The sequence below is a fragment of the Actinoallomurus rhizosphaericola genome (genome assembly GCF_024055675.1).
Lineage (GTDB): Bacteria > Actinomycetota > Actinomycetes > Streptosporangiales > Streptosporangiaceae > Actinoallomurus > Actinoallomurus soli.
This window is the reverse complement of the sequence record NZ_JAMXMW010000029.1, coordinates 14,348-37,897: the sequence shown is the minus strand read 5'-3', so window position 1 is coordinate 37,897 and position 23,550 is coordinate 14,348. Positions and strand designations below refer to the sequence as shown.

Below are 23,550 nucleotides of genomic sequence, written 5' to 3'. Positions count from 1 at the left end.
GGTGGCGGGCTTACGTGGGCGGGGCCGGCCCCGCGGTGGGCGATCCGAGGAACGGCGGGTACCGGTCGCCGGGCACGAGGTTGCCGCCGTACAGCTCGGAGACCGTCACGAAGGCGTAGCCCTGTTTGCTCAGCGCGTCCAGGATGCCGGGTATCGCGGCCACGCTCGTCGGCCGGATGTCATGCATGATCACGATGTGGCCCGGCTTCGCGCCGGCCAGGACGCGCTTCGTCACCACCGCGGTGTTGCGGTCCTTCCAGTCCAGCGTGTCGACGGTCCACAGGATCTGCGCCAGCCCCATCTGCTTGGCGATCTCGTTGAGCTGCTTGTCCGAGTACCCGTAGGTCGGCCGCATCACCGTCGGCGTCGTGCCGGTGGCCTGCAGGATGGCCTCCTGCGTGCGGATGAGCTCGTCCTCGACCTTCGCTCGCGGGGCGCCGGTCAGCTTGGCGTGGTCGAACGTGTGGTTGCCGATCTGGTGGCCCTCGGTGGCCTCACGTTTCAGGATGTCCTGGTTGTTCGCCACCTGCTGGCCGAGGACGAAGAAGGTCGCGTGCGCGCCGTGCGCCTTCAGGATGTCCAGGAGCTTGGCGGTGCCGGTGACCGGTCCGTCGTCGAAGGTGAGCGCGATGCACTTGCGCACGTGGCAGTCGACCTTCGCCGGGGCGGCCGGCCGTGGCTTCGCGGCCCGATGGGCGGCGGACCGGTTCTCGTGGGACGGCGAACGGGCGAGAAGGAACACCCCCGCGCCCACCACACCGCCCACCAATACGGCCGCGCCGAGGGCGGCGGGCACGGCCCAACGCCGTTGCAGAAATCCGCTTTTCTCGTCTTTATTATTTTTATCGTTTTCGTCGTTCGTCACCTTTGCCCCCGACTGAGCGACTTTTGGTCATGCGCAGGGTTCGGGGGGCGGCCAGGAACGGTCCGGAATGTCGAGCCGAACAGCGGGGACCGCGATGGGCCACCCCCGTCGCGTTACCTATACCCGCGAAATCCGGCCGCCCGAACGCGCGATGAAGAACGGTGTCGGGAAAGGACCGGCGGCTCGCGGCCGGCGGCGTGGCGCGCGGAAAACCGGTTTCGGGCTGTCAGTGGCCGCTGGCATACTGCCCGCGGAGGTAAGTGATCACTGTGACCGTTGAACCTTACAGGCGGGTCCTGGCCATCCCCGGAGTCCGAACGCTGCTGCTCGTCGGCCTGGTCGCCCGGATCCCCGTCGTGGCGTGCGGACTGACGCTGACCCTGTACGTGGTCGGCGGCCTGGGACGCGGGTTCATGCAGGCGGGCCTCGTCGGCGCGGCCTCGACCGCCGGAGTGGCGGTCGGCGCCCCGATCGCCGGGCGCTTCGTGGACCGGCGCGGCCTCCGGCCGGTCCTGGTGGTCACCACGCTCGCCCAGCTGGTCTTCTGGACGGCCGCGCCGTTCCTGTCGTACTGGCCGCTGTTCGCCGGCGCCTTCGTGAGCGGGGTCCTGGCGCTGCCGGTGTTCACCGTCGTCCGCCAGTGCGTCGCGGCCGCCGTTCCGGCCGAGCACCGCCGCAGCGCGTACGCGCTGGACTCGATGCTCGTCGAGGTGGCCTACATGACCGGCCCGGCGCTCGCCGTGGCCGTCGCGACCGCGATCGGCAGTTCCTGGACGATGGCGCTCATCGGCATCGGGCTGGTCGGGTCCGGCGCGGCACTGCTGGCGCTCGACCCGCCCATCCGCGTCGACGACGAGCCGGAGACCGGCGCGGCCGCGGTGCGCCGCCGGGAGTGGCTGACCCCCGCCCTGTTCGCGCTGCTCGGTGTGACGGCGGCGGCGACCTTCGTGCTCGCCGCGACGGAGCTCGGCCTGGTCGCGGTGCTCAAGGCCGACTCCGCGACCCGCTGGACCGGCCTGGTGCTCGCCGTCTGGGGGCTCGCGTCGATGGCCGGCGGGTTCGTGTACGGCGCGCTGGCCCGGGGCTTCTCCCCGCTCGTCATCGTCGGCGGCATGGCCGCGCTCACCGTTCCCATGGGCCTGGCCGGGCACTGGGGGTGGCTCTGCCTCGCGCTGCTCCCGGCGGGGGTGATGTGCGCCCCGGCGATCTCCACCACGATCGACACCCTCAGCCGATGGGTGCCGGCCGCGGCCCGCGGCGAGGCGACAGGACTGCACGGCACCGCGATGACCCTGGGACTGGCCGTCTCGGGCCCCCTCACCGGCGTCATCATCGACGGCCTGGGCACCCGCTGGGCGTTCGCCATCTCCGGCACGGCCGGTCTCCTCGTGGTCCTGCTCGCCGCTCCGGCCTGGCGGCGCGCCCCGCAGCCGGCGATGCCGCCCGCGTCCGTCGCCGACGCCGCCTGACGGCGGACGCGGCCGGCCGGCGAGACCGGGTTCCGCGAACGGCGGAGCCGGTGTATTGCTGATTCATGGGACGACCGAACGACCCGGCGGCGCTGAGCGGGCGCCGCGTCCTCGTCACCGGAGCGGCGCGCGGCATCGGCGCGGCCCTCGCCCGCCGTCTGCACGCCCGCGGTGCCCGAGTCGCCCTGGCGGGCCTGGAGCCGGACGGTCTGGCGGCCGTCGCGCGCGACTGCGCGGACGCGCCCTGGCGGACCTGCGACGTCACCGACCGCGACCTCGTCGAATGGGTGGTGGCGGAGCTGGCCGATCGGCTGGGCGGCCTGGACGTCGTGGTGGCCAACGCAGGAGTCGCCTGCCAGTGGCCCCTCCTCGGTGGTGATCCCGAGGTCCTGGAGACGACCATGCGCGTGAACGTCTTCGGCACCTACCACACCCTGCGGTCGGCGGGCCCGTACATTGCGCACCCGGAGGGCTACGCGCTGGCGGTCGCCTCGCTGGCCGCCGCCGTCCACGCGCCGCTGCTCGGCGCCTACAGCGCCTCGAAGGCCGCGGTCGAGGCCCTGGGCGACACGCTCCGCGTCGAGCTGCGGCACACCGGCGCGCGGGTGGGCGTCGCCTACTTCGCCGAGCTGGACACCGACATGACGCACCGCGGGTTCGGCACGCGGGCCGCCGCCGCGCTGCAGGGCAGGCGCGGAGCGTTCACCGGGGTGACGCCGCTCCGGGCCGGGATCGACGCGCTCGAACGCGGCATCGCGACGCGCGCCCGCCGGGTGCACGCCCCGCGCTGGGTCGGGCCGGTCCTGTACGGGCGGATGGCGGCCCAGCGTGTGCTCGAGACGGCGGTGCGGGCACGAGTGGAGCCCGCTCTGCGGATCGCGGCCGAAGAGGACCCGCCGCTGACGACACCGCAGCCCGAGGAGCAGGCCGGATGACGGATCCGCAGGGCACGGCACCGCGGAACGCGGCGCCGCAGGATGCAGCGCCGCCGAGTGCGGGGGCACGGGGTGCGGTGTCGCAGAGCGCAGTGCCCTGGAATGCGGAGCGAAGAGATGCAGGGCCGCGCGTCCCGGCCGGCTCGCGCCGCGAGCTGGGCACGCCGGCGTGGGTGTTCGCCCGGCTGGCGGGACGGCGCGCGGGCACGGCACCGCCGGTGCTGTTCCGGGTGCTCGGCCGGCACCGCCGGTTGTTCCGCGGCTGGCTCCACTTCGCCGGCCGGCTGATGCCGGGCGGCCTGCTGCCCCGCCGCGAGACCGAGCTGGTCATCCTGCGGGTGGCGCATCTGCGGGGCTGCCGTTACGAGTTCGAGCATCACGTACGGCTCGGTGCGCGGGCCGGGGTCACCGCCGTCGATGTGGCCCGGCTGGTCGAGCGCGGGGCCGAGGACGACGGCTGGTCGCCGCGCGAGCGCGCGGTCCTGGCGGCGGTGGACGCGCTGCAGGCCGCGCGCGACCTCGACGACACGGCGTGGGAACGGCTCCGCGCGCACCTCGGCGACCGGGAGTGCATCGAGCTGATCATGCTCGTCGGCCACTACGACATGCTCGCGACGGCCATCACCGCGCTGCGGATCCCGCCCGATCCCTCCCGGTGAGCGCCGTCCCCACCGCAGCTCCCGCAGATCGCTGATCGCCGATGGAACCCGAGCGCGCCTCGTCGTGCTGCCGGGCAGGGGCATGTGCTCCGGCGTCGGAGCGGCCCTCGCGAAGAAGGCCTCGTGGCCGGCCGACGTCGCCGGGTGGTCCCCGCGAGGCGGCCGGCAGGGCGCCGTCACAGGGCGGTCTGCGGGCTCCCGCAAGGCGAACAGTGCGTCGACGGAGATGCGGCGGTGAAGATGCCGACGGGCGTCTGACGCCCTACCGTGCCGCCGTCAGATCCGCGTCACCGGTGGGCGCGTCTCCGGGGATCTCGTCCGTGCTGGACAGGAACCGGTCGAGACCGGTGATCTTGAGCATGCGCTGGACGTGCCCGGCGGGCCGGAGCAGCAGAAGCTCGCCACCGTCCTTACGCGCGCGCTTCCAGGCGCCGACGAAGCAACCGAGCCCGACCGAGTCGCAGAATTCGAGCAAGGACAGGTCGAGCGCGATCCGGACCTGGCCCGCCGACAGCATCGCGTCGAGCTCGTCGCGGATGCCGCCGACGGTCGTGTAGTCCAGCTCGCCCGCCACGTGTACCAGCGACCACTCGCCCCGTGGCTCGACCGCCACGTCCAGCGTCGCCTCGTCCGATCGGTCCGCCGTCATTCGTCCCCACCTCCACGCCGAATGATGGTGGTCTCAACCTTACGGCCCCCAGTCATTCTTGGCCGATGGTACGACAACCCCGATCACGCTCATCTTCTTCCCCGGCATCTGCCAGCATCCATGTATTGTCGATTGACAAAGTAGGAAATCTCTCTCACTCTGGATGGCGCGAGCCGGACGGCCGCCTCAGGTGCTCGTACAGGTCCCTGAACGTCGATGAAGGAATCCGCCATGCCACGACTTCAGCTTGCGAAGCTCGACACTCACCTCCCTGATTCATCTCCCGACCTGGACGTCGGGCCGCCGAAGGTTCCGGGCACGCCACCGGGCGGCCTTTTGGAGGTGATCCCGCTTCCCGGGACCGGCCAGGTCGTGGTGATCACCGCTCAGCTTCTCCCGGCCGGAGACGTCGGAACGCCGGTCGTCGTGCCGCCCCGGGGATCCCCGCCTGTTCCGTGGGGCCGGCGGCCGACCGAGCAGGAGCCCGACGACCTGCTCGTCGACCGCGACGCCAGGCGTGTCTGGGCGGACGGTGAGGAGGTGTCGTTGACGTTCCAGGAGTTCGAGCTGCTGGAGTACCTGACCGCCCGCCCCGGAAAGGTGATCTCCCGCCTCCACCTCATGAACGCGGTCTGGGAAGGCGCGTCGGTGGCCGTGCCCCGTACGGTCGACGTGCACGTCCATCGACTGCGCCGCAAGCTCGGGCGCCACGGCGCGCGCCTGGTGACCGTACGGCGGGTGGGCTACTGCTACCGGCGGCCGGAGGCCCACGACGCGGCGCCCTGACGAACCCTCGCGCCCCTGGCCGCCGGGCCGGGCTCAGCCTTCGAAGAAGGTGATGCGCACTCCGGAGACGGCGCGCTCGACCGGGACGAAGCGGGCCAGGCCGGTCTGTGCCCGCAGGGCCTCGCTGAGGTAGACGCGGCCGGGCCGTCCGAGGTCCTGTGCCATCTTCGACGCGACGTTGACGGGAGCGCCGGCGATGTCCCGGCCGCCGCCCGGCGTCTCGCCGGTCAGCACCGGTCCGGTGTCCACGCCGATGCGGCAGATGATCTCGCGCTCGGCCAGATCCGAGCGCAGCCGGAGGGCGAACGTCACGGCGGCCCCGGGCTCGTCGAAGAGGTAGATGCCCAGAGGGCCGGCGACCTTGATCTCGACGGCGCCGGTGGGCGGCAGCAGGCGAAGGGCAGTCTCCCGCATCGTGGCCGACAGGGCGAGTCCTCTCAGGAGCGCCAGGTCGGGGGTCCCCGCCGAGGTGCCGCCGCGCTCGACGAGGACGACCGTCCGCTCGCGGAGGTGCCGGGCGGTCAGCCGGACGAGCAGCTCGGCGTCGCCGGGGGAGTGCTCGAGGCGCAGCAGGTCGGCGTGGAACTCGGGGGAGTAGGGGATGGGGTACCGCTCGTCCTCGACGGGACGCACGTCCTCCAGGCGCGGACCGTCGAGCACCCGGTGGACCGGGCCGAGCGGATGCCGCAGGTCGTCCCTGCGACGCAGGACGAAGGGGTGATCGGACGGCAGGAGCCCGACCACCGGCGCGGTCACGGCGATCTCCCCGCCCTCGGTGTGGTTCTCCGCGATGTCCTCGATCCCGTCGGCCTCCTCGCCGTAGAGCCCGCCGGACAGCTGGTCGAAGGTCCCGCGGTGGACGCCGATGCCGATCCGGACCCGGCAGTGGCGCCGGATCTCGTCCTGCACGCTCAGGAGGGCCGAGAGCAGCGTCGAGGCGCGCGTGTCCGCCGGATGGAACATCTGGGCGTTGTCGGCCGCCCACACTCCGATCGCGCGTCCCCCGACGGCCCGGCCGTACGCGTGCAGGATCCGCTTCGGCCGGTCGATCAGCGCCAGGACCTCCAGGAGCGCCACCTGCTCGCTCAGCCGGGTCAGCCCGGCCGAGTCGGACACGACGCTGTAGCCCTCGACGGCGTATCCGCTCAGCAGGCGCCGCGCGTCCTCGGCCGTCTGGCCGGTGTGCCGCCACCGCTCGACGAGGTCGTGGGGGAGCCCGCCGACGAGGTCGCGGGTCAGGTCGTAGTCGCCGGGCGTCGGCCGGCCTGCGGGGGGTTCCGAGGTCACGCGGTCAGCGTAACAGCATATCGTGATCGATTGGATGCGATCCGTAATAAAAATCTACAATGTAAAGGGAGGGGACGCCGGGCGGCCGCTGCGCGGCACCGACCCCCCGGACGACGTCCCGCCGCAGCTCCGGGACGTCTGCCGGGCCTGGGGCTACACCTGAGCGAACGCGGCGAGCGAACGACGGGCTCGGCACCTTCGGTCACCGAACGAGGACGCGTGCCCCGAGGTCGGGGGGCTCACTCCAGTTCGTGGAGGATCTCGAGCCTTCGCTCCCACGCTCGCGGCACGCGCCGGCGGCGGGCCAGGGCCGCCGGGAGACGGACCAGCACCCGGCGCAGGGTGTCCCGGGCCAGCGGGTCGCGCAGGGCCTCGATCGCCAGCGCGCCCGTGCGGCGCAGCGCCCGGCCGGCCGACAGCCGCATCCAGGTCACGAGCAGGTCGTTGCGGCGGTGCAGGGCGAGTCGCCGCGCGGAGTCCCCGCGAAGGCCGGACGGCGCATGGCGCGCCGTCACCTCCGGAACGTACGCCAGCCCCCATCCGGACACGGCCAGGTCCAGGGCGGGCAGGCTCTCCTCGCCGCCGAAGAACAGCAGTTCGTCGAATCCGCCGACGTCGAGGAAGGTGTCACGCCGTACCACGGCTGCGCACGCGGGGAACAGCAGGACCGACGGTCCCGGCAGGTCGGGTGCCCGGCCCAGTGCCCCCCGCGCCATCTTCCGCGAGACGTGGTCGAGCCGCCCGTCGCCCAGGCCGATCCGCGCGACCAGCACCGCCAGGCGCGGATGCCGGTCGAGCGCGCGGACGGCGGCGCGCAGGGCACCGGGCTCCCACCAGGAGTCGTCGTCGCTGAACGCCACGTACGGCGTGCGGGGCGAGGCGCACGCCGATGTTGCGGGCCGCCCCGCCCCGGTTGGCGGGCAGAGTGACGAGGCGCACGTCCGGGAACCCGGTGGCCACGAGGTCCGCCGTACCGTCCGAGGAGGCGTTGTCGACCACGATGACCGGCGGGCGCTCCGGCAGCGTCCGGAGGCGGATCAGCGTCCGCTCCAGTTCCCCGCGGCGGTTCCGGGTGGCCACCACGACGGTGACGCGAGCCGGTTCCCGCGCGGTCGGGCGCCGGGTGTCATCCGCCGGCGTCGGATCCGTCACGGCGCCGGTACCAGACGTCGCCGGCGACCCCTTGCCGGCGGCGGCGAACACCCGCCGGCTCAGCGTCGCGGCAGCCCCCCGAGATCAACACGATCGAGGCTCCCCCCGCGAGCGGATCGTCCCCGTGGTCCGGATTTCTACCCGGTGCGGTGTTCGCCCAGACTTCGGTTCGGTCAAGGGCGGCGTCACCGACTCGACGGGCCACCATCGACGGCAGCGGGTTCGCGGATCGCGGCACGGTCCGTTCACCGGCCGCTTCCCGGGTCAGGGACAGAAGGCACTGATGACGGCGGCGTCGAGGTGCGCGACCTTGACGTCGCTGACAGGCTCGGCGGTTGCGGCGATGGCGATCGCGCGCCCGTCCTCGGCGGCGAAGTCCGCCGTGCTGTATCCGGGGATTCCACCGTTGTGTCCCCACACCGCACCGCCACAGGGCAGCGGGGCGCGGAACAGGCCGAGGCCGTACGCCGCGCCCCGCTTGTCTCCGGTGCCGACGGTGGTGCGCATCTCCTTGAGCTGTGCCGGCTGGAGCAGCCTCCCTCCGAGCAACGCGGCGAGGTAGCGGATGAGGTCGCCGCTGGTCGAGACGATCTGGCCGGCGGACCAGGCCCAGGAGGGGTCCAACTCTGTGACGTCGCGCAGCGGGCCTGCCGCGCCGGCCTCGGCGGCGTATCCCTGGGGATGGGCCTCGTGGATGGTCTGGTCGCCCACAGCGGGGAAGTAGGTGTGGCGCAGCCCGGCACGCTTGATCACCCGGTTGGTGATCTCTTCGATCACCGGGCGGCCGGTGACCTTCTCAATGATCAGCCCGGCGACGATGTAGTTCGTGTTGGAGTACTCCCAGCGCGTGCCGGGGGCGAAGTGGGCCCTCTGCTTCAGCGCGAGGTCCAGCAGTGCCCGGGGCTCCATGTAGACGTGCTGGTAGGACGGGAAGTGCCGATCGAAGATGGTGGTGTACTCCGGCAGGCCGCTGGTGTGCTGAAGGATCTGGCGGACGGTGATGCGGCGGCCGTCGATGCCGGCCCCGCGGATCAGTCCGGGCAGATAGGTCTCGACCGGCTTGTCCAGGCCGATCCTCCCCTCGCCGACGAGCTGGAGGATGACGGCGGAGGTGAAGCCCTTGGTGATGCTGCCGATGCGCACCTGTCCGTCGACCGGCACCGTGGCTCTGGTGCGCAGGTTCGCGACGCCCGCGGTGTAGTCGCGCACCCGCCCGTCGCGGCCGCGGACGGCGGCCAGCACGGCGGGGTATCCGTCTTTGCGTACCAGGTCGTCCAGCCGCCGTTGGATCGCGTCGCCGACGCGGCCGGCCGGAGAGCTCGCCCTGCCGGGGGCGTGGCCACGCGCGGTGGAACAGCCGGGCAAGGCCGGCGTGCCGAGCAGGGTGAGCGCGGTGGCGAGCGCGGCCGGGCGCCGACCTGATCGCGAACGGTGATGAGGCATGGACGCAACGTTATGATGAGATGCGTCGTCCGGGGGCGTGTCGCGGGAGCGGCGCGGCGACGTGTTCGCCGGCCGGTGTCACCGTCACGGCGTTGACGCGGAGCACGCCCCGTCGTGCCGGCGGAGTCATGGACTGCTCGGTGACGGGGATGCGTGCCGGCGGCCGCCACAGAACTCGGCGATGTAGGCCTTGTCCGTCAGCGCCATCTGCTTCTCCACTCCCCAGCCGCCGTTGACCACCCAGGCGAGCGTGTGGGCGCCGCCCGGCCGTCCGGCCATGCCGGTGAGGTAGCCGTCGAGGGTTCCGCCGTGGCCGTACACCGTGACTCCGCAGGGGAGCTTCGTGATGATCACCCCGAGGCCGTACTTGTCGAGGTCCGAGCCCGCGCGGGACCTGGGAACGGGCGTCAGCATCTGCCGCAGGACGGGCGGCGGGAGCAGACGTCCCGCGAGCAGGGCCGAGTCGAAGCGGTTCAGGTCTCCGACGGTCGAGACGAGGTCACCGGAGGCGGGTGCGAAGGTGGGGGTGCGCGCGGTCACGTCCTCGACGGCGCCGGAGCCCGACGTCGTGTAGCCGTGCAGGTACGGGGGGTCGATGGACCGCGATGCGCCGGGGAAGTAGGTCGAACGCAGCCCCAGCGGCCGGATGATCCGCCGGGTTATCTCTTCGGCGTACGACCGGCCGGTGACCCGCTGGATGATCATTCCGAGCAGGACATAGTCGGTGTCGGAGTAGTTCCAGGCCGATCCGGGGCGGAACAGCGGGGGATGGGAGACCGCGACGCCGACCAACGCGCGGGGCGGGACCCGTCGGGACGGATCCTGTTCGAACGCCCGGCCCAGATCCTTGTCATTCGTGTAGTCGAACAGGCCGCTCGTATGGTCCAGCAACATCCGAACGGTGATCCGCCTCCCGTCGTTGCCCTTGCCGTCGACCAGACCCGGCAGCCACTGCTCGACGGTGTCGGTCAGCCGGATCCGGCGTTCGGCGACCAGTTGCAGGACCGTCGTCGCGACGAACGTCTTGGTGATGCTGCCGGCCCTGAAGCGCGCGTCCGGCCGCGGCGGTCCGCCGTTCCGCGTGTCGCCGACCCCGATGGCGATGTCGCGGATCCGTCCCTGCCTGCGGGCCTGCGCCAGCGCCCCTGGATAGTGGTTCTGGCGCACGGCCTCGGCGAAGACCGCACGCAGGGCGGAGTCGTCGTGATCCGCGGCCGGGAGGGGACGCGCCGGAGGTCCGGCGAGCGCCGGAGGCCCGGCGAGCGCCGCGGCGACGGTGGCGACCGCCATGACGGCCCGGCGTGAGACCTCGCCACGAGACGGTGTTCGCTCCATCGGCCCTCCCGGGGCTCGGCGCCGGCCCCGTCTGCGGGATTCTCGCAACCCGCATGACACCTGCACGCGACCATTCGATATTGCGACGATTGCCGTTGCAACAAACAAACCGCAAATGAAGCTAACATCCGTGTAAAGCACAGATCGCGCGCTGTCCTGCCTTTGCTGATTAGTTACATCTCTGTTGCGGTGTTCGTGACTCGGTGAGTGACAATTAAGTCATGGCAAGGAGGCCCGAACGGTCATATTCGTCCAGGTCCGGATAGATCGTTCCTCGTAAGGGCTGATCAAAGGGGGGATTGAAATGGACAGGGCGATGACGATTCAGGCCGTCGTCGACGACGAGTTCCGTGCCCAGCTCATGGCGGATCCGACGGCCTTCGGCGCCGGGGTCGGCTCGCTGCCCGACCCGATCGAGCAGTCCGGCCGGGAGTCCCTGGAGTTCTGGGTGAAGGGCGATGCCGGCGAGATCTACGCTTGTCCGAGCACCCATCACTGCAACCACACCTACGCCTGTCACCCGACCTATTAGGCGGCGAGTGCAGACGCCCGCGGCGCGGTCGGCAGCCGTCGGCCGCGCCCGTGTCGAGATCCACGTGCGTCCGCGAACGTGTACGGACGGAACGGCCATCCACCGTTGATCGCGCGATCAGGCTCGCTGACCGTTGCGCACCGAAAGGAGTCTCGACCATTGGGTGATCACTCCTTCGTCGACATCGCCGCCGCCGCCGCGAACCTCGCCGAACGTCTGCGCGTCGTGGCCAGGCTGGACGCGACCGGACCGGCGAGGCCGGCCGACCCGCTGCCTCGTTTCGACGCCTGGAAGATCGACCGGATCTCCCGGCGGCTCGCCGTGAAGACCGATGGGAGGACACCGCGGCCGGCCGCACCCGCCGGTCACGGCCGGGACGGCCTCATGCGGGCGCTCACCGCCTTCCGGAACCACGAACTCGGCCTGGGCGAGGCCGATGACGGCACCAAGGCGGTGTTCGCCGAGGTTCAGCGCTCCTGGCTGCCGACCTACCAGGCCGCAGTCGGCCGGTTCGACCGCTCCGCCGACGATGCGCCGGACGCGAGGTGGCGGCGCCCCGAGACCTACTACGGCCGGCTCGCCATCGCCTGCGAGCCCTTCCTGCGCGAGCTCGGTCGCCGGATGGACACCGCCCGGGCGCGCCGTCCCGGCCGGTTCGGCCGCCGCATGACCGAGGATCTGCAGTGGCACCTCTTCGAGCGTTTCGAACTGTCACTCGCCTGGGCCGTGGAGGCCGACGCGAAGGTGTACCGCGCCGAGGCGGGCATCGACAGGGAACAGGCGACCCGCGAGGACTTCCGGGCGTATCTCGACGCCACATTCGCCGACGCGGCCGCCCACCACGGGTTCCATCTGAGGTTCCCGGTGCTGGGACGCTGGCTGGCGCACGTCACCGCCTTGCTGGCCGATTTCGGATGCGAGCTCATCGAACGCCTCGATGCGGACGCCGCGGCGATCGGCCGCGAGATCTTCGGCGAGGGCATCTCCTCATTCAGGTCATTGCGGCCGGGTCTGTCCGACTACCACGCCGGGGCCCGGAGCGTCGCCGTCGTCGAGGCTCGGCTGGCGGACGGCACGACCGGTTCGTTCGTCTACAAGCCGCGCTCGCTCACCGCCGAGGCTGCCATGCAGGAACTGCTCGGCCGGCTGCGTGACGACGGCGTACTCGGCTTCGCTCCGCATGTCGTCCTGCGGCGGACGGGCTACGGCTACGAAGAGCTGATCCCCCGGGGACGTAACCAGGTGACGACCCGGGGGGAGGCCGAGCGGATCTACCGGGAGCTCGGCGGCCACCTCGGGATCTTCTATGTGCTGGGCGGCGACGACCTGCATTTCGAGAACGTTCTGGTCGCCGACGGCCATGCCCACGTCTGCGACTGCGAGACCGCCCTCAGCGTGATTCCGCGCGGTCAGGCCCAACCGCCGGGGACACTGCTCGACTCGGTGTTCAGGACCGGTCTGCTCGAGTGGCCACGCGGGGCGGGCTCCGGCGCGGCCATCCGGGCCAGCGGCTACTCCGGAGGCGAGGCGTACGAGGTGCCGATGCCCGTGCCCTGCGTCAAAGGGCGGCGCGACAGCTTCCGGATGTCGGTGACGCACGTGACCGGCGTACGCGTCGAACCGGAGACGTACAACCGGGTGTTCCTCGGCGGCACGTTGGTACGGCCGGAGGACTTCACCGAGGCGATCATGGAAGGGTTCGGCCGAATCTACGAGTGGTTCGCGGGCCGTCCCGACGCGGCCGTACGCGCGGTGACGGAGATCTTCGGCGGTGCCTCCGTCCGGTACGTCAACTGGGGAACCCAGGCCTACGTCGATCTGCTGCAGTACGCGCGGCACCCGAAATGCCTGGTCGACCCCTTGGAGGTGGACCTGGTCATCGGCACGGTCCGCACCTTCCCGCAAGTCTGGGACCAGGACGGTCGCCTCGCGGAGCGGGAGGTCGAGTCGATGTGGCGACTCGACGTACCGATCTTCACCGCGGACGCCCGCGGCGGCCCGCTGGTCCACGACCACACGACGGCGCTCGCGACCGGCCTCGACATCTCTCCGCTCGACCATGCCGTCCAGCGGATCCGGCTGCTGTCCGCGGACAACCGCGATCAGCAGTGCAGGTACATCGCGGCCGGCCTGTCCACGAGCGAGGTCGCCACCCCGGCGTTCACGTCCGCCTGCGTCGAGCAGGCGAGCCGGATCGGCGAGCGCCTGTGCGCCATGCTCCGTGAGCCATCGGAGGCCGCGCCGTGGACGTCCTACAAGAGCGGCCCCGACGGGCCCGTACGGGTCGGCGTCGGCGGCGACCTGTACGACGGGGCGACGGGAATCGCGCTGTTCCTCGCCTACCTCGACCACATCGCTCCAAGGCCGGAGTTCCGGCAGGCGGCCGAACGGGCGCTGTCCCACGCCATCGCGGCCGCCGATCGCCGCGAGATCGGCGCCTTCAAAGGGGTCGGCGGCCTGATCTACCTGCTCACCCACCTGCACCGCCTGTGGGGGGACCGCGAGCTGCTCAAGCTCGCAGTCCGGCTGGGCGAGAACCTACGGATCGAGGACGACGCGGCGCTGGACATCTTCAGCGGCGTGGCCGGTCTCGTCCCGGTGCTGCTCGGGCTCGCCTCCGAGGCGGACGGCCGGGGCATCGAGCAGGCACGGTCGTGCGCGGAGGTGTTGCTGCGCCACGCCGTCGGGGACGCGGACACGCTGAGCTGGCCGCCACCCGATCCTCGCGTCGCCTCGGCCGATCTGACCGGATTCGCCCACGGCGCGGCCGGCATCGGATGGGCGCTGATCCGGCTCGGGCGGCTGACGGACCGGCCGGAGTACGTGACCGCCGGACTCCGGGCCTTCGCCTACGAGGCCCGGCATTTCGACGAGGCGACGCGGGACTGGTACGACCTGCGCACCCGCCCCGGCGGCTTCCGGCAGAACGGCCGCTACTACGCCAATGCCTGGTGCAACGGAGCCGCCGGCATCGGTCTGAGCCGCGTCGCGAGCTGGGCGATCCTCGGTGGCGAGGATGAGTCCCTGCTGCGCGAGACCCGCTACGCCGTCTCGGCGACGCTGCGGAACTTCCCCCGCCTGAGGAACGACACGCTCTGCCACGGCCGGTCGGGGAACGCCGAACTGTTCCTGCGTTTCGCCACGCTGCAGGACGAGCCGGTCTTCCGGTTGGAGGCGAACGTTCAGGCGCACGAGCAGTGGCGGCACTTCGGCGAGACCGAGAACGGCGTCATCGGGCAGGCGGAGGGCGTTCTTCCCGGGCTTATGGCCGGGATGTCCGGTTTCGGCATGCACGTCCTGCGCCTGGCCCACCCCGACCGGATCCCCTCCCCCCTCCTCCTGGATCCGGTACCTGGAACATGACAGAGGGGGAAGCGGTCTTCGGAACCGGCCGGATGCGCCAGCGGGAATCGAACGCTCCGTGCCGGTACCAGGATGTTCCCGCCATCCGGGCGACCGGCCTCCACAAGTCCTATCCGGACGTGGACGCCGTGCGCGGTGTGGACCTCACGGTCGAGCAGGGCGAGACGTTCGGCCTCCTCGGTCCGAACGGCGCGGGCAAGAGCACGATCATCGCGATGCTGTGCACGCTGGCCGTGCCCACCGCGGGTCGGATCGAGGTGGCCGGTCACGACACCCGGACCGCGCCCGGCCGCGTACGTCGGAGCCTTGGAATCGTCTTCCAGGAGAGCACGCTCGACGGGGAGCTCACCGCCGCCGAGAACCTCCGCTTCCACGCCGATCTGTACGCCCTGCCCAAGGCGGAACTGGCAGCCCGGATCGAGGCGATGCTCGATCTGGCCGGGCTCGCGGCACGGCGTGACCACCTCGTACGGACCTTCTCCGGTGGGATGCGCCGCCGCCTGGAGATCGCCCGCGGCCTGCTGCACCGGCCACGCGTCCTCTTCCTGGACGAACCCACCATCGGCCTGGACCCGCGGGCACGTGACCGGCTCTGGGCCCACCTTCGCGAGGTGCGCGAACGCGAGGCGACCACGCTCTTCTTGACGACGCACTACCTCGATGAGGCCGAGCGGTGCGACCGCATCGCCATCCTCGACGAGGGACGGATCGTCGCCCGGGGCGCGCCGGCCGAACTGAAGTCGACCGTCGCCGCCGACCGCATCGACCTGCGCACCGGCGACGATGTGGCGGCGGCCGCGGCGCTCCGCGAGCGCTTCGGCATCGAGGCCGTCGCCGGACCGCGAGGTCTGCGCGTCCAGGCGGAGAACGGGGCGCGCCTCGTCCCCCGCCTGTGCTCGGGTCTGGACGTCCCGGTCCATGAGGTGACCGTCACGAGGCCCAGCCTCGACGAGGTCTTCCTGCACCACACCGGGCGCCACCTCCGGGACGAGCCCGGGGGAGGCCACTGATGGCCGGCGGCGCGGTGCCACCCGCGGCGTACGGGCGCGGCCTCTCCGCCGAGCTCCGCGCCGCGCGCATGGTGTGGCAGCGGGAGATGCTGCACTTTCTCCGTGATCGGATCGGGACCCTGGTGTCCCTGCTGCAGTCTCTGATGTCCCTGTTCATCCTCGGCGTCGGGATGGGAGGGCTCTTCGCCGGCTCCGGCATGGGGTCCGCGTCGGACTATCTGACGTTCCTGTTCCCCGGTGTGCTGGTGCTGGCGGCGCAACCGGCCACGGTCGCCGTGGGCGCGTCCATCGTCTGGGACCGTGAGGACGGTTTCCTCCGTGAGATGCTCGTCGCCCCCGTGCACCGGGCCACCCTGTTGATCGGCCGATGTCTCGGCGGCATGACGGTCGCGACCTGCCAGGGCCTGGTGATCCTGGCCGGCGCCGGACTGCTCCACATCCCCTACCGGCCCGGAATCTACGGGCTGCTCACCGCCGAGCTGGCGCTGACGTCGCTCACGCTGACGGTGCTGGCCACGACGATCGCGGTCTTCGTCCGGCGGCCGCGCACGCTGACGACCGTGCTGGGCGTGCTGATGGCGCCCCTGCTCTTCCTGTCCGGGACGATGTTCCCGATCAGCGCGCTGCCGGGCTGGCTGTCGTTGCTCTCCCGCTTCGACCCGCTGACCTACGCCGTGGACGCCATGCGGCGTACCGTCGGAGTCGATCGGCTCGTCCACGGACGGGCGATGCTGACCGAGCCGGTCACCTGGGGCGGTCTGCGCCCGGCGCCACCGGTCGAACTGGCCGTCGTCGCCGCCTTCACGGTGGGCGCACTCGTCGTCGCCGCCCGGCGCTTCTCCCGGCTCGGCTGACCGGCCGCCGCCTCCCGGTGACGCATGAATTCCCGGCGTCAGTGGAACATCACACTACGTGAACAGCGGAGATGCGCGGCCGGTCAGGCGAGCGGGCCGGTGGTCCCCGCGTCGCCGGCCGGCATCCGCCGCGGTCCTGGCGGGAGTACTCGCCGTCGGGGCGTGCGGGACGAGCGCGCCGCCGCATGAGGCCGTCCCGCAGTCGTACGGCCAGGGCCGGCTGCAGCACGACGCCGACGCGATCGTCGCGACGGGGGTGACGGGAGTCCAGGCACGCGTGACCGGCGACGGCGGTGACCTCGTCGCCACCAGCGGCGTCGGTGACGTTCACTCCCGGCGACCGGTCAAGCCCGACGATCACTTCCGGATCGGCAGCTCCACCAAGACGTTCACGGCGACGGTCATCCTGCAGTTGGCCGGAGAGAAGAGCCTGTCGCTGGACGACACGGTGGAACACTGGTTGCCGGGCGTGGTGCGCGGCAACGGTAACGACGGTAGCAAGATCACGATTCGCGAGTTGCTCCAGCACACCAGTGGCCTGAACGACGGCCCCAGTGGACATGAGACGCCGGCCGACTACTACCGGCACCGGTTCGACGTCGTCCCGCCTGACGAGGTCGTTAAGGAGGCCATGAAGCATCGGCCGTCCTTCGCGCCCGGGACCTCATGGAAGTATTCGAACGCCGGCTACATCCTGCTCGCGATGATCATCAAGCGGGTGACCGGGCACCCGTGGTCCGAGGAGGTCGATCGGCGCATCGTCCGTCCGCTCGGGCTGCGGAACACGACCGTGCCGGGCCTCTCCCCGGACCTTCCGGCCCCGCATCCCGCCAGCTATGACCGTTTCCCGGACGGCGCGCTCATCGACGTCACCCTGACCCGTGAGGCCTACACCGCCGACGCCGCCGGCGCCATGATCTCCACCACCGCCGATCTGGACCGCTTCTACCGCGCTCTTCTCACCGGCAGGCTGCTGCGCCCGGCGGAGCTGGCCGAGATGAAGCGGACCGTCCCCGTGAACGCGAAGATGCGGAAGGCCTTCCCCGGCGCGCGGTACGGATTCGCGCTGTTCTCCATCCCGCTGTCCTGCGGCGGACGTTACTGGGGCCACGGCGGGGACATCCTGGGCTTCATGACGAGGAACGGCTTCACCGAAGACGGCCGCCGGGGCGCCGTGGTCTCGATGTCCACCGAGTTCGAGGGCTCCGACGCCGCCGCGGAGCGTCAGGGGAAAGCGGCCTTGGCGCTGATCGACCACGCACTCTGCCGAACCGGCTGAACCGCCGGGTGGTTCGCGGTTCAGACGATCTGAGCGGGTCGTGCCGGCCGCCGGACGCACGCTGACCACCGCGATGAGCTGAGCGGTGAACCGCCTTGTGCGCGAATTACCTGCGCTTTTGCCCCGAATCTACAACTTGTCTGTTTAGCGTGGGTGAAAAGGCATCTTCCGCCAGGCCCCTCCTTCGGAGGCAGCCGGAGAAGCTTCGGCCGGTTGTACGGCCGCGTGCGGGATTCGGCGCGTGGCGCTGAAGCGCCCCTGCGGGAACGGGAGCCTGTCGGCGGCGAAACGTGAGCGGAGGGAATCATGGATCGCGGCAAGAAACTGATAGCCGCACTGGGCCTGACTGTGCTCGGTGCCGGTGGTTTCGGCGGGGGTCTTCAAGGCGCCACGGCGATGGCTCTGACCAGTGCCCCTCCTGTCCGGACGGTAGCCGGCGCCGGACTTCCCCGCAGTGAGCCGCCCCCCTGGTGGGATGGCCGATCGGGGCACGGCCGGTACGGAGAAGGCCGCTACGAGAGCAGCCGCCATGAGAGGAGCCGGTACGAAAGCAGCCGGTATGAGAGCAGCCGGTACGGACCAAGCCGGTACGGACCAAGCCGGTACGGAGAAGGCCGCTACGAGAGCAGCCGCCATGAGAGGAGCCGGTACGAGAGCAGCCGGTATGAGAGCAGCCGGTACGGACCAAGCCGGTACGAAGGTGGCCCGTTCGGACCCAGCCGGTACGGACCCGGTCGGTACGAAGGCCGCCGGTATGGACCAGACCGCTATGTCGGTGTGCCGTACGAGCGCACCAGGATCCGGAGCTCCGAGTCGGAGCGCACCAGGTCCGAGCGCACCAGGTTCCGGGAAACCGGCTACGGGGGCGGCGGGTACAGCCGTCACACTTCCGAGCGCGGGTCGACTCGAAGCAGGTCGTCCGAGACCACCAGGTATGGATGATCCGCGATAGGGAGTCTCATCCGGCCCACGGCCAGCTGAGTGCCCTCTTGTGCGAGATGTGAGCCATGTGACATTTTACCGCTCGTGAGCAGTGCTGACGTGGTGATCGTCGGCGGTGGCGTCGTCGGTGCCGCGTGCGCGTACTACGCGGCGCGGGCCGGGCTGACGGTGACCGTCGTGGAGCGCGGCGCGGTGGCCGGAGGCACCACCGGGGCGGGGGAGGGCAACCTTCTCGTCTCCGACAAGGAGCCCGGGCCGGAGCTCGACCTCGCCGTCCTGTCCTCTGTGCGGTGGGCGGAGCTCGCCGCCGAGGACGGACTCGGCGCGGCGGTCGAGTACGAGCCCAAGGGCGGCCTCGTCGTCGCCGAGACCGAGGAGGGCGTGGCCGGGCTCGCCGGGCTGGCGGTCGAGCAGCGGGCCGCGGGTGTCGACGCGGTCGAGGTTCCCGCCGCCGAGCTGACCGGCTACGAGCCGCACCTCGCGCCCGACCTGGCGGGCGGCGTGTTCTACCCCCAGGACGCGCAGGTCCAGCCGATGCTGGCCGCCGCGCATCTGCTGCGCGCGTCGGGGGCCGAGGTCCGTACGGGCGTCACCGTGACCGGGATGCTGCGGAGCGGCGACCGGGTCACCGGGGTCCGCACCGACCGGGGCGACTTCGCCGCCGGGGCGGTCGTGAACGCCGCCGGCACCTGGGGCGGGGAGGTCGCGGCCCTGGCCGGGGTGACCGTCCCGATCCTGCCGCGCCGGGGCTTCATCCTCGTCACCGAGCCGCTGCCGCCGCTGATCCGGCACAAGGTGTACGCCGCCGAGTACGTCGCGAACGTCGCGAGCGACGACGAGGGACTGGAGTCCTCCGCCGTCGTCGAGGGCACGCCGGCCGGCACGATCCTGATCGGCGCCAGCCGTGAGCGGGTCGGGTTCGACCGCACGCTGTCGATGGCGGCGCTGCGGCGGCTGGCCCGCCAGGCGATCCGGCTGTTCCCGGCGCTCGGCGATGTCGCGGCGATCCGCGCCTACTGCGGGTTCCGGCCGTACTGCCCCGACCATCTGCCGGTCATCGGCCCCGACCCGCGCGCCGAGGGGCTGCTGCACGCCTGCGGCCACGAGGGCGCCGGGATCGGCCTGGCGGCGGCGACCGGCCACCTGCTCGCCCAGTCCCTCACCGGCGCGACGCCGGACCTCGACCTGCATCCGTTCCGCCCCGACCGTTTCCCGGAGTACCCATGAGCCAGTTCGTCTTCGAGGGGCGGCCCGTGCCGTTCGAACCGGGCCAGAGCATCGGCGCCGCCCTGACCGCCGCGGGCATCCGCTCGTGGCGTACGACGCGGTTCGGCGGGCGGCCGCGCGGGCTGTACTGCGGGATCGGCGTGTGCTTCGACTGCCTGGTCACCGTCGACGGCCGCCCCTCGCTGCGGGCCTGCATGGTCGAGGCACGGGACGGCGACACGGTGGAGGGCGGTGGCCGGGATGCGTGACCTGGTGGTGATCGGCGCGGGCCCGGCGGGCCTGGCGGCGGCGGTGGCCGCGGCGACGGCCGGGCTGGACGTCGCACTCCTCGACGCGGGACGGCGGCCCGGCGGCCAGTACTACCGGCACCACGCGGCCGAGACGGGCCGTCTCCACCATGACTGGGACGCCTTCGTACGGCTCCGGGGCGCGCTCGATCGGCTCACGTACCTGCCGGGCCACCGGGTGTGGCACGTCGAGGACGGGTTCACCGTGCACGCCCTCACCGGCGACCGCGACGAGCGCCCGGTGCGGATCGGCGGGCGGGCGCTGGTCGTCGCGACGGGGGCGCACGACCGGTCGCTGCCGTTCCCCGGCTGGGACCTGCCGGGCGTGCTGACCGCGGGCGGCGCGCAGGCACTGCTGAAGGGCGACCGGATCACGGCGGGGGAGAGGATCGTCGTGGCGGGCACCGGACCGTTCCTGCTGCCCGTGGCCACCGGCCTGGCCGGGGCCGGCGCGACGATCACCGGCGTCTTCGAGGCGAACCGCCCGTACGGCTTCGCCCGGCACGTCGCCCGGCACCCGGACAAGGCGCGGGAGGGCGCGGGCTACGCCGCCCTGCTGGCCCGGCACCGCATCCCGTACCGCACCGGCCACGCCGTCGTCGCCGCGCACGGGGACGACCGGGTCGAGGCGGTCACCGTCGCCCGCCTCGACCGGGACTGGGCGCCGGTGCGCGAGCGCGTCATCGGGTGCGACACGGTCGCGGTCGGTTACGGCTTCACGCCGCAACTGGAGATCCCGCTTCAGCTCGGCTGCGCCACCCGGATGGACGCCGACGGCAGCCTGGTCGTCGCGGTCGACATCGCGCAGCGCACCAGCGTGCCCGGCGTGTACGCGGCGGGGGAGACCACCGGGGTCGGCGGCGCGCAGCTCTCCCTCGTCGAGGGGGAGCTGGCCGGACTGGCCGTCGCGGAGGCCGCGGGCGGGGTCGCCCCGGACCCGGCCGACGTCCAGCGGCTGCTGGCGCGCCGGCGGCGGCTGCGCGCGTTCGCGGCGGCCATGCACGCGGCGTACCCGGTCCGTCCCGGCTGGATGGACCGGCTGCGGGACGACACGCTCGTCTGCCGCTGCGAGGAGGTGACCTGCGGGCGGCTCGCCGAGGCGGCCGAGCTCGGCGCCACCGACCCGCGTTCGGCCAAGCTCCTCAGCCGGGCCGGCATGGGCCGGTGCCAGGGCCGGGTGTGCGGCTACGCGACCGCCTGGCTCACGACCGGCGTCTGCGGCCGGATCCCGGGCCCGGAGGACCTGCTCGGAACGGCGCGACGGCCGATCGCCCAGCCCGTACGCCTCCGCGACCTCGCCGGGGAGCCCGAGGATCCTGCGGATCCGCGTGACCCGGCGGGCGACCGGCCCTGACGGTGCTGACCGCACCGGCACGGGAACCATCCGATTAACCCGGCATAACGGACGGATCACGAGTCCGGCCACGTATTGACGGCCGCGCTCGGTCCAACGTGAAATGTCACATCGCACAAGGGAGAACCGCATGAGTGTCCCCCGTAAGCCCTGGCACGGCGTCCTCGTCGCGACCGCGCTGCCGTTGCGCGAGGACCTGTCGGTCGACTTCGACCGGTACGCCGAGCACGTCCGCGGACTGATCGACGCAGGGTGCGACGGCGTGTGCCCCAACGGCTCGCTCGGCGAGTACCAGAACCTCACCCCCGAGGAGCGGGCGCGGGTCGTGCGGACCGCCGTCGAGGCGGTCGGCGGCGACCGGGTCGTGCCCGGCGTCGCGGCGTACGGCTCCGCGGACTCGCGACGCTGGGCCGAGCAGGCCGCCGAGGCGGGCGCGGCCGCGGTCCTCCTGCTCCCGCCGAACGCCTACCGCGCGGACGACCGGATCGTCGAGGCCCACTACGCCGAGGTCGCCAAGGCCGGCATGCCGATCGTCGCGTACAACAACCCGTACGACACCAAGGTGGACCTGACCCCGGAGCTACTGGCCCGCCTGCACGGGGCCGGTCACATCGTCGCGGTCAAGGAGTTCAGCGGCGACGTGCGCCGCGCCTACCGGATCGCCGAGCTGGCCCCCGAGCTGGACCTGCTGATCGGTGCGGACGACGTGACGCTGGAGCTGGCCATCGCCGGCGCCAAGGGCTGGGTCGCCGGATACCCCAACGCCCTGCCGAAGGCGAGCGTCGCGCTGTACCGGGCGGCCGTCGCGGGCGACCTGGAGCGGGCCCTGCCGCTGTACCGCGCGCTGCACCCGCTGCTGCGCTGGGACTCCCGTACCGAGTTCGTCCAGGCGATCAAGCTGTCGATGGACGTCATGGGCGGCTACGGCGGGCCCTGCCGCCCGCCCCGCCTCCCGCTGACCGAGGAGCAGGCCGCGACCGTGCGGGCCGCCACGGAGGCCGCCGCGCACCTGGAGAGCAATGCGTAGCAGGCACGTGTTCCACGCCGTGGACTCGCACACCGAGGGGATGCCGACCCGCGTCGTCACCGGCGGCGTCGGCGTCATCCCCGGCGCGACGATGTTCGAGCGGCGCGCGTACTTCATGGAGCACCTCGACCACATCCGCACGCTGCTGATGTACGAGCCGCGCGGGCACGCGTCGATGAGCGGCGCGATCCTGCAGCCGCCGACCCGGCCGGACGCCGACTACGGCGTGCTGTACATCGAGGTGTCCGGCTGCCTGCCGATGTGCGGGCACGGCACGATCGGCGTGGCGACCGTGCTGGTCGAGACCGGGATGGTCGAGGTCGCCGAGCCGGTCACCACGATCCGGCTGGACACGCCCGCCGGGCTCGTCGTCGCCGAGGTGGAGGTACGCGACGGCGCGGCGAGGAGCGTGACGATCCGGAACGTCCCGTCGTTCGTCGACGCCCTCGACCAGACCGTCGACGTGCCGGGCGTCGGGCCCGTCACGTACGACATGGCCTACGGCGGCAACTTCTACGCGATCCTGCCGATCGAGCGGGTCGGGCTGCCGTTCGACCGGGAGCGCAAGAACGACATCCTCACCGCCGGCCTGGCGATGATGGCGGCGATCAACGAGCAGCGCCGCCCCGTCCACCCGGAGAACGCCGACATCGCGGGCTGCCACCACGTGCAGTTCGTCGCACCCGGCTCGGACGCGAAGCACTCCCGGCACGCGATGGCGATCCATCCGGGGTGGTTCGACCGCTCGCCGTGCGGCACCGGCACATCCGCCCGGCTCGCCCAGCTGCACGCGCGCGGGGAACTGGCGCCGGGCGCGGAGTTCGTCAACGAGTCGTTCATCGGCAGCCGGTTCGTCGGCCGGATCGCCGAGGAGACCACCGTCGGCGGCTCGCGGCCCGCGATCGTCCCGGCCATCACCGGCCGGGCCTGGGTGACCGGCACGGCGCAGTACCTGCTCGACCCCGACGACCCCTTCCCCGAGGGGTTCCTCCTGTGACCCCCCGCCTCTAGACCCTCCCGAACCCGACCGTCCGACGCGGCGCGGCCGTCCCGGCCGCGCCGCCATCTCCCCCTACCCGTCGCTCACGCATCGGA

The 23,550-nt window shown here is 72.1% G+C and carries 20 protein-coding genes and 1 pseudogene; 14 read left to right on the top strand and 7 right to left on the bottom strand.

What is annotated here, in order from left to right; genetic code table 11:
• Nucleotides 1-10: 10 nt before the first annotated feature.
• Complete coding sequence (locus NE234_RS40685) at nucleotides 11-865, bottom strand: polysaccharide deacetylase family protein (RefSeq protein ID WP_252786500.1); 855 nt, start codon at nucleotides 863-865, stop codon at nucleotides 11-13.
• Between the two features lie 269 nt (nucleotides 866-1,134).
• Here NE234_RS40685 and NE234_RS40680 point away from each other — a divergent pair, with 269 nt between their 5' ends.
• From NE234_RS40680 to NE234_RS40670, 3 genes are all read left to right on the top strand, one after another.
• Nucleotides 1,135-2,334 carry an MFS transporter gene (locus NE234_RS40680; RefSeq protein ID WP_252786499.1) on the top strand — a complete coding sequence of 400 codons (1,200 nt, stop codon included), beginning with the start codon at nucleotides 1,135-1,137 and terminating at the stop codon, nucleotides 2,332-2,334.
• Nucleotides 2,335-2,399: 65 nt separating this feature from the next.
• Entirely contained in the window at nucleotides 2,400-3,269 is an 870-nt protein-coding gene (locus NE234_RS40675; protein ID WP_252786498.1) for an SDR family NAD(P)-dependent oxidoreductase, read from the top strand.
• A gap of 77 nt (nucleotides 3,270-3,346) precedes the next feature.
• Nucleotides 3,347-3,928: a carboxymuconolactone decarboxylase family protein gene (locus NE234_RS40670; protein ID WP_252786497.1), complete on the top strand. Its 582-nt coding sequence runs from the start codon at nucleotides 3,347-3,349 to the stop codon at nucleotides 3,926-3,928.
• Between the two features lie 262 nt (nucleotides 3,929-4,190).
• On the opposite strand, the gene NE234_RS40665 is transcribed toward NE234_RS40670, so the two are convergent.
• Nucleotides 4,191-4,577 (bottom strand): STAS domain-containing protein, encoded by a 387-nt coding sequence (locus NE234_RS40665; RefSeq protein WP_252786496.1) that lies wholly within the window; start codon nucleotides 4,575-4,577, stop codon nucleotides 4,191-4,193.
• 231 nt (nucleotides 4,578-4,808) lie between these two features.
• On the opposite strand from NE234_RS40665, the gene NE234_RS40660 reads away from it, so the two are divergent.
• Nucleotides 4,809-5,363, top strand: a complete 555-nt coding sequence (locus tag NE234_RS40660) for a winged helix-turn-helix domain-containing protein (protein WP_252786495.1) — start codon at nucleotides 4,809-4,811, stop codon at nucleotides 5,361-5,363.
• A gap of 33 nt (nucleotides 5,364-5,396) precedes the next feature.
• Here the strand turns inward: NE234_RS40660 and NE234_RS40655 are convergent, their stop codons facing one another.
• From NE234_RS40655 to NE234_RS40640, 5 genes and pseudogenes are all read right to left on the bottom strand, one after another.
• A complete protein-coding gene (locus NE234_RS40655; protein WP_252786494.1) occupies nucleotides 5,397-6,650 on the bottom strand; it encodes a nucleotidyl cyclase domain-containing protein in 1,254 nt (417 codons plus the stop codon).
• 239 nt (nucleotides 6,651-6,889) lie between these two features.
• On the bottom strand, nucleotides 6,890-7,510 hold the full coding sequence (locus tag NE234_RS40650; RefSeq protein ID WP_308206995.1) for a glycosyltransferase family protein: 621 nt from the start codon (nucleotides 7,508-7,510) through the stop codon (nucleotides 6,890-6,892).
• A gap of 73 nt (nucleotides 7,511-7,583) precedes the next feature.
• Nucleotides 7,584-7,730 (bottom strand): annotated as a pseudogene (locus tag NE234_RS45700) (glycosyltransferase family 2 protein); the annotation flags it as partial.
• A 336-nt stretch (nucleotides 7,731-8,066) separates the two neighbouring features.
• Nucleotides 8,067-9,245 (bottom strand): serine hydrolase domain-containing protein, encoded by a 1,179-nt coding sequence (locus tag NE234_RS40645; protein ID WP_252786493.1) that lies wholly within the window; start codon nucleotides 9,243-9,245, stop codon nucleotides 8,067-8,069.
• Nucleotides 9,246-9,371: 126 nt separating this feature from the next.
• On the bottom strand, nucleotides 9,372-10,580 hold the full coding sequence (locus NE234_RS40640) for a serine hydrolase domain-containing protein (RefSeq protein WP_252786492.1): 1,209 nt from the start codon (nucleotides 10,578-10,580) through the stop codon (nucleotides 9,372-9,374).
• Between the two features lie 316 nt (nucleotides 10,581-10,896).
• On the opposite strand from NE234_RS40640, the gene NE234_RS40635 reads away from it, so the two are divergent.
• The 10 genes from NE234_RS40635 to NE234_RS40590 all read left to right on the top strand — a co-directional run bounded on the left by NE234_RS40635 (nucleotide 10,897) and on the right by NE234_RS40590 (nucleotide 23,452).
• Entirely contained in the window at nucleotides 10,897-11,112 is a 216-nt protein-coding gene (locus NE234_RS40635) for a cinnamycin family lantibiotic (RefSeq protein WP_252786491.1), read from the top strand.
• Between the two features lie 159 nt (nucleotides 11,113-11,271).
• On the top strand, nucleotides 11,272-14,475 hold the full coding sequence (locus tag NE234_RS40630; protein ID WP_252786490.1) for a type 2 lanthipeptide synthetase LanM family protein: 3,204 nt from the start codon (nucleotides 11,272-11,274) through the stop codon (nucleotides 14,473-14,475).
• Nucleotides 14,472-15,485 (top strand): ABC transporter ATP-binding protein, encoded by a 1,014-nt coding sequence (locus NE234_RS40625; protein ID WP_252786489.1) that lies wholly within the window; start codon nucleotides 14,472-14,474, stop codon nucleotides 15,483-15,485. Before NE234_RS40630 ends, NE234_RS40625 begins: the two co-directional genes overlap by 4 nt.
• Nucleotides 15,485-16,339: an ABC transporter permease gene (locus NE234_RS40620; protein ID WP_252786488.1), complete on the top strand. Its 855-nt coding sequence runs from the start codon at nucleotides 15,485-15,487 to the stop codon at nucleotides 16,337-16,339. Before NE234_RS40625 ends, NE234_RS40620 begins: the two co-directional genes overlap by 1 nt.
• 58 nt (nucleotides 16,340-16,397) lie before the next feature.
• On the top strand, nucleotides 16,398-17,618 hold the full coding sequence (locus NE234_RS40615) for a serine hydrolase domain-containing protein (RefSeq protein ID WP_252786487.1): 1,221 nt from the start codon (nucleotides 16,398-16,400) through the stop codon (nucleotides 17,616-17,618).
• Between the two features lie 1,026 nt (nucleotides 17,619-18,644).
• Nucleotides 18,645-19,787 carry an NAD(P)/FAD-dependent oxidoreductase gene (locus tag NE234_RS40610; RefSeq protein WP_252786486.1) on the top strand — a complete coding sequence of 381 codons (1,143 nt, stop codon included), beginning with the start codon at nucleotides 18,645-18,647 and terminating at the stop codon, nucleotides 19,785-19,787.
• Nucleotides 19,784-20,035 carry a (2Fe-2S)-binding protein gene (locus NE234_RS40605; RefSeq protein ID WP_252786485.1) on the top strand — a complete coding sequence of 84 codons (252 nt, stop codon included), beginning with the start codon at nucleotides 19,784-19,786 and terminating at the stop codon, nucleotides 20,033-20,035. Before NE234_RS40610 ends, NE234_RS40605 begins: the two co-directional genes overlap by 4 nt.
• Nucleotides 20,028-21,428 (top strand): FAD/NAD(P)-dependent oxidoreductase, encoded by a 1,401-nt coding sequence (locus tag NE234_RS40600; protein WP_252786484.1) that lies wholly within the window; start codon nucleotides 20,028-20,030, stop codon nucleotides 21,426-21,428. Before NE234_RS40605 ends, NE234_RS40600 begins: the two co-directional genes overlap by 8 nt.
• Nucleotides 21,429-21,558: 130 nt before the next feature.
• Nucleotides 21,559-22,455, top strand: coding sequence for a dihydrodipicolinate synthase family protein (locus NE234_RS40595; protein ID WP_252786483.1), 897 nt, complete (start codon nucleotides 21,559-21,561; stop codon nucleotides 22,453-22,455).
• Nucleotides 22,448-23,452: a proline racemase family protein gene (locus NE234_RS40590; protein ID WP_252786482.1), complete on the top strand. Its 1,005-nt coding sequence runs from the start codon at nucleotides 22,448-22,450 to the stop codon at nucleotides 23,450-23,452. The genes NE234_RS40595 and NE234_RS40590 overlap by 8 nt, the downstream gene beginning before the upstream one ends.
• Nucleotides 23,453-23,550: the final 98 nt, after the last annotated feature.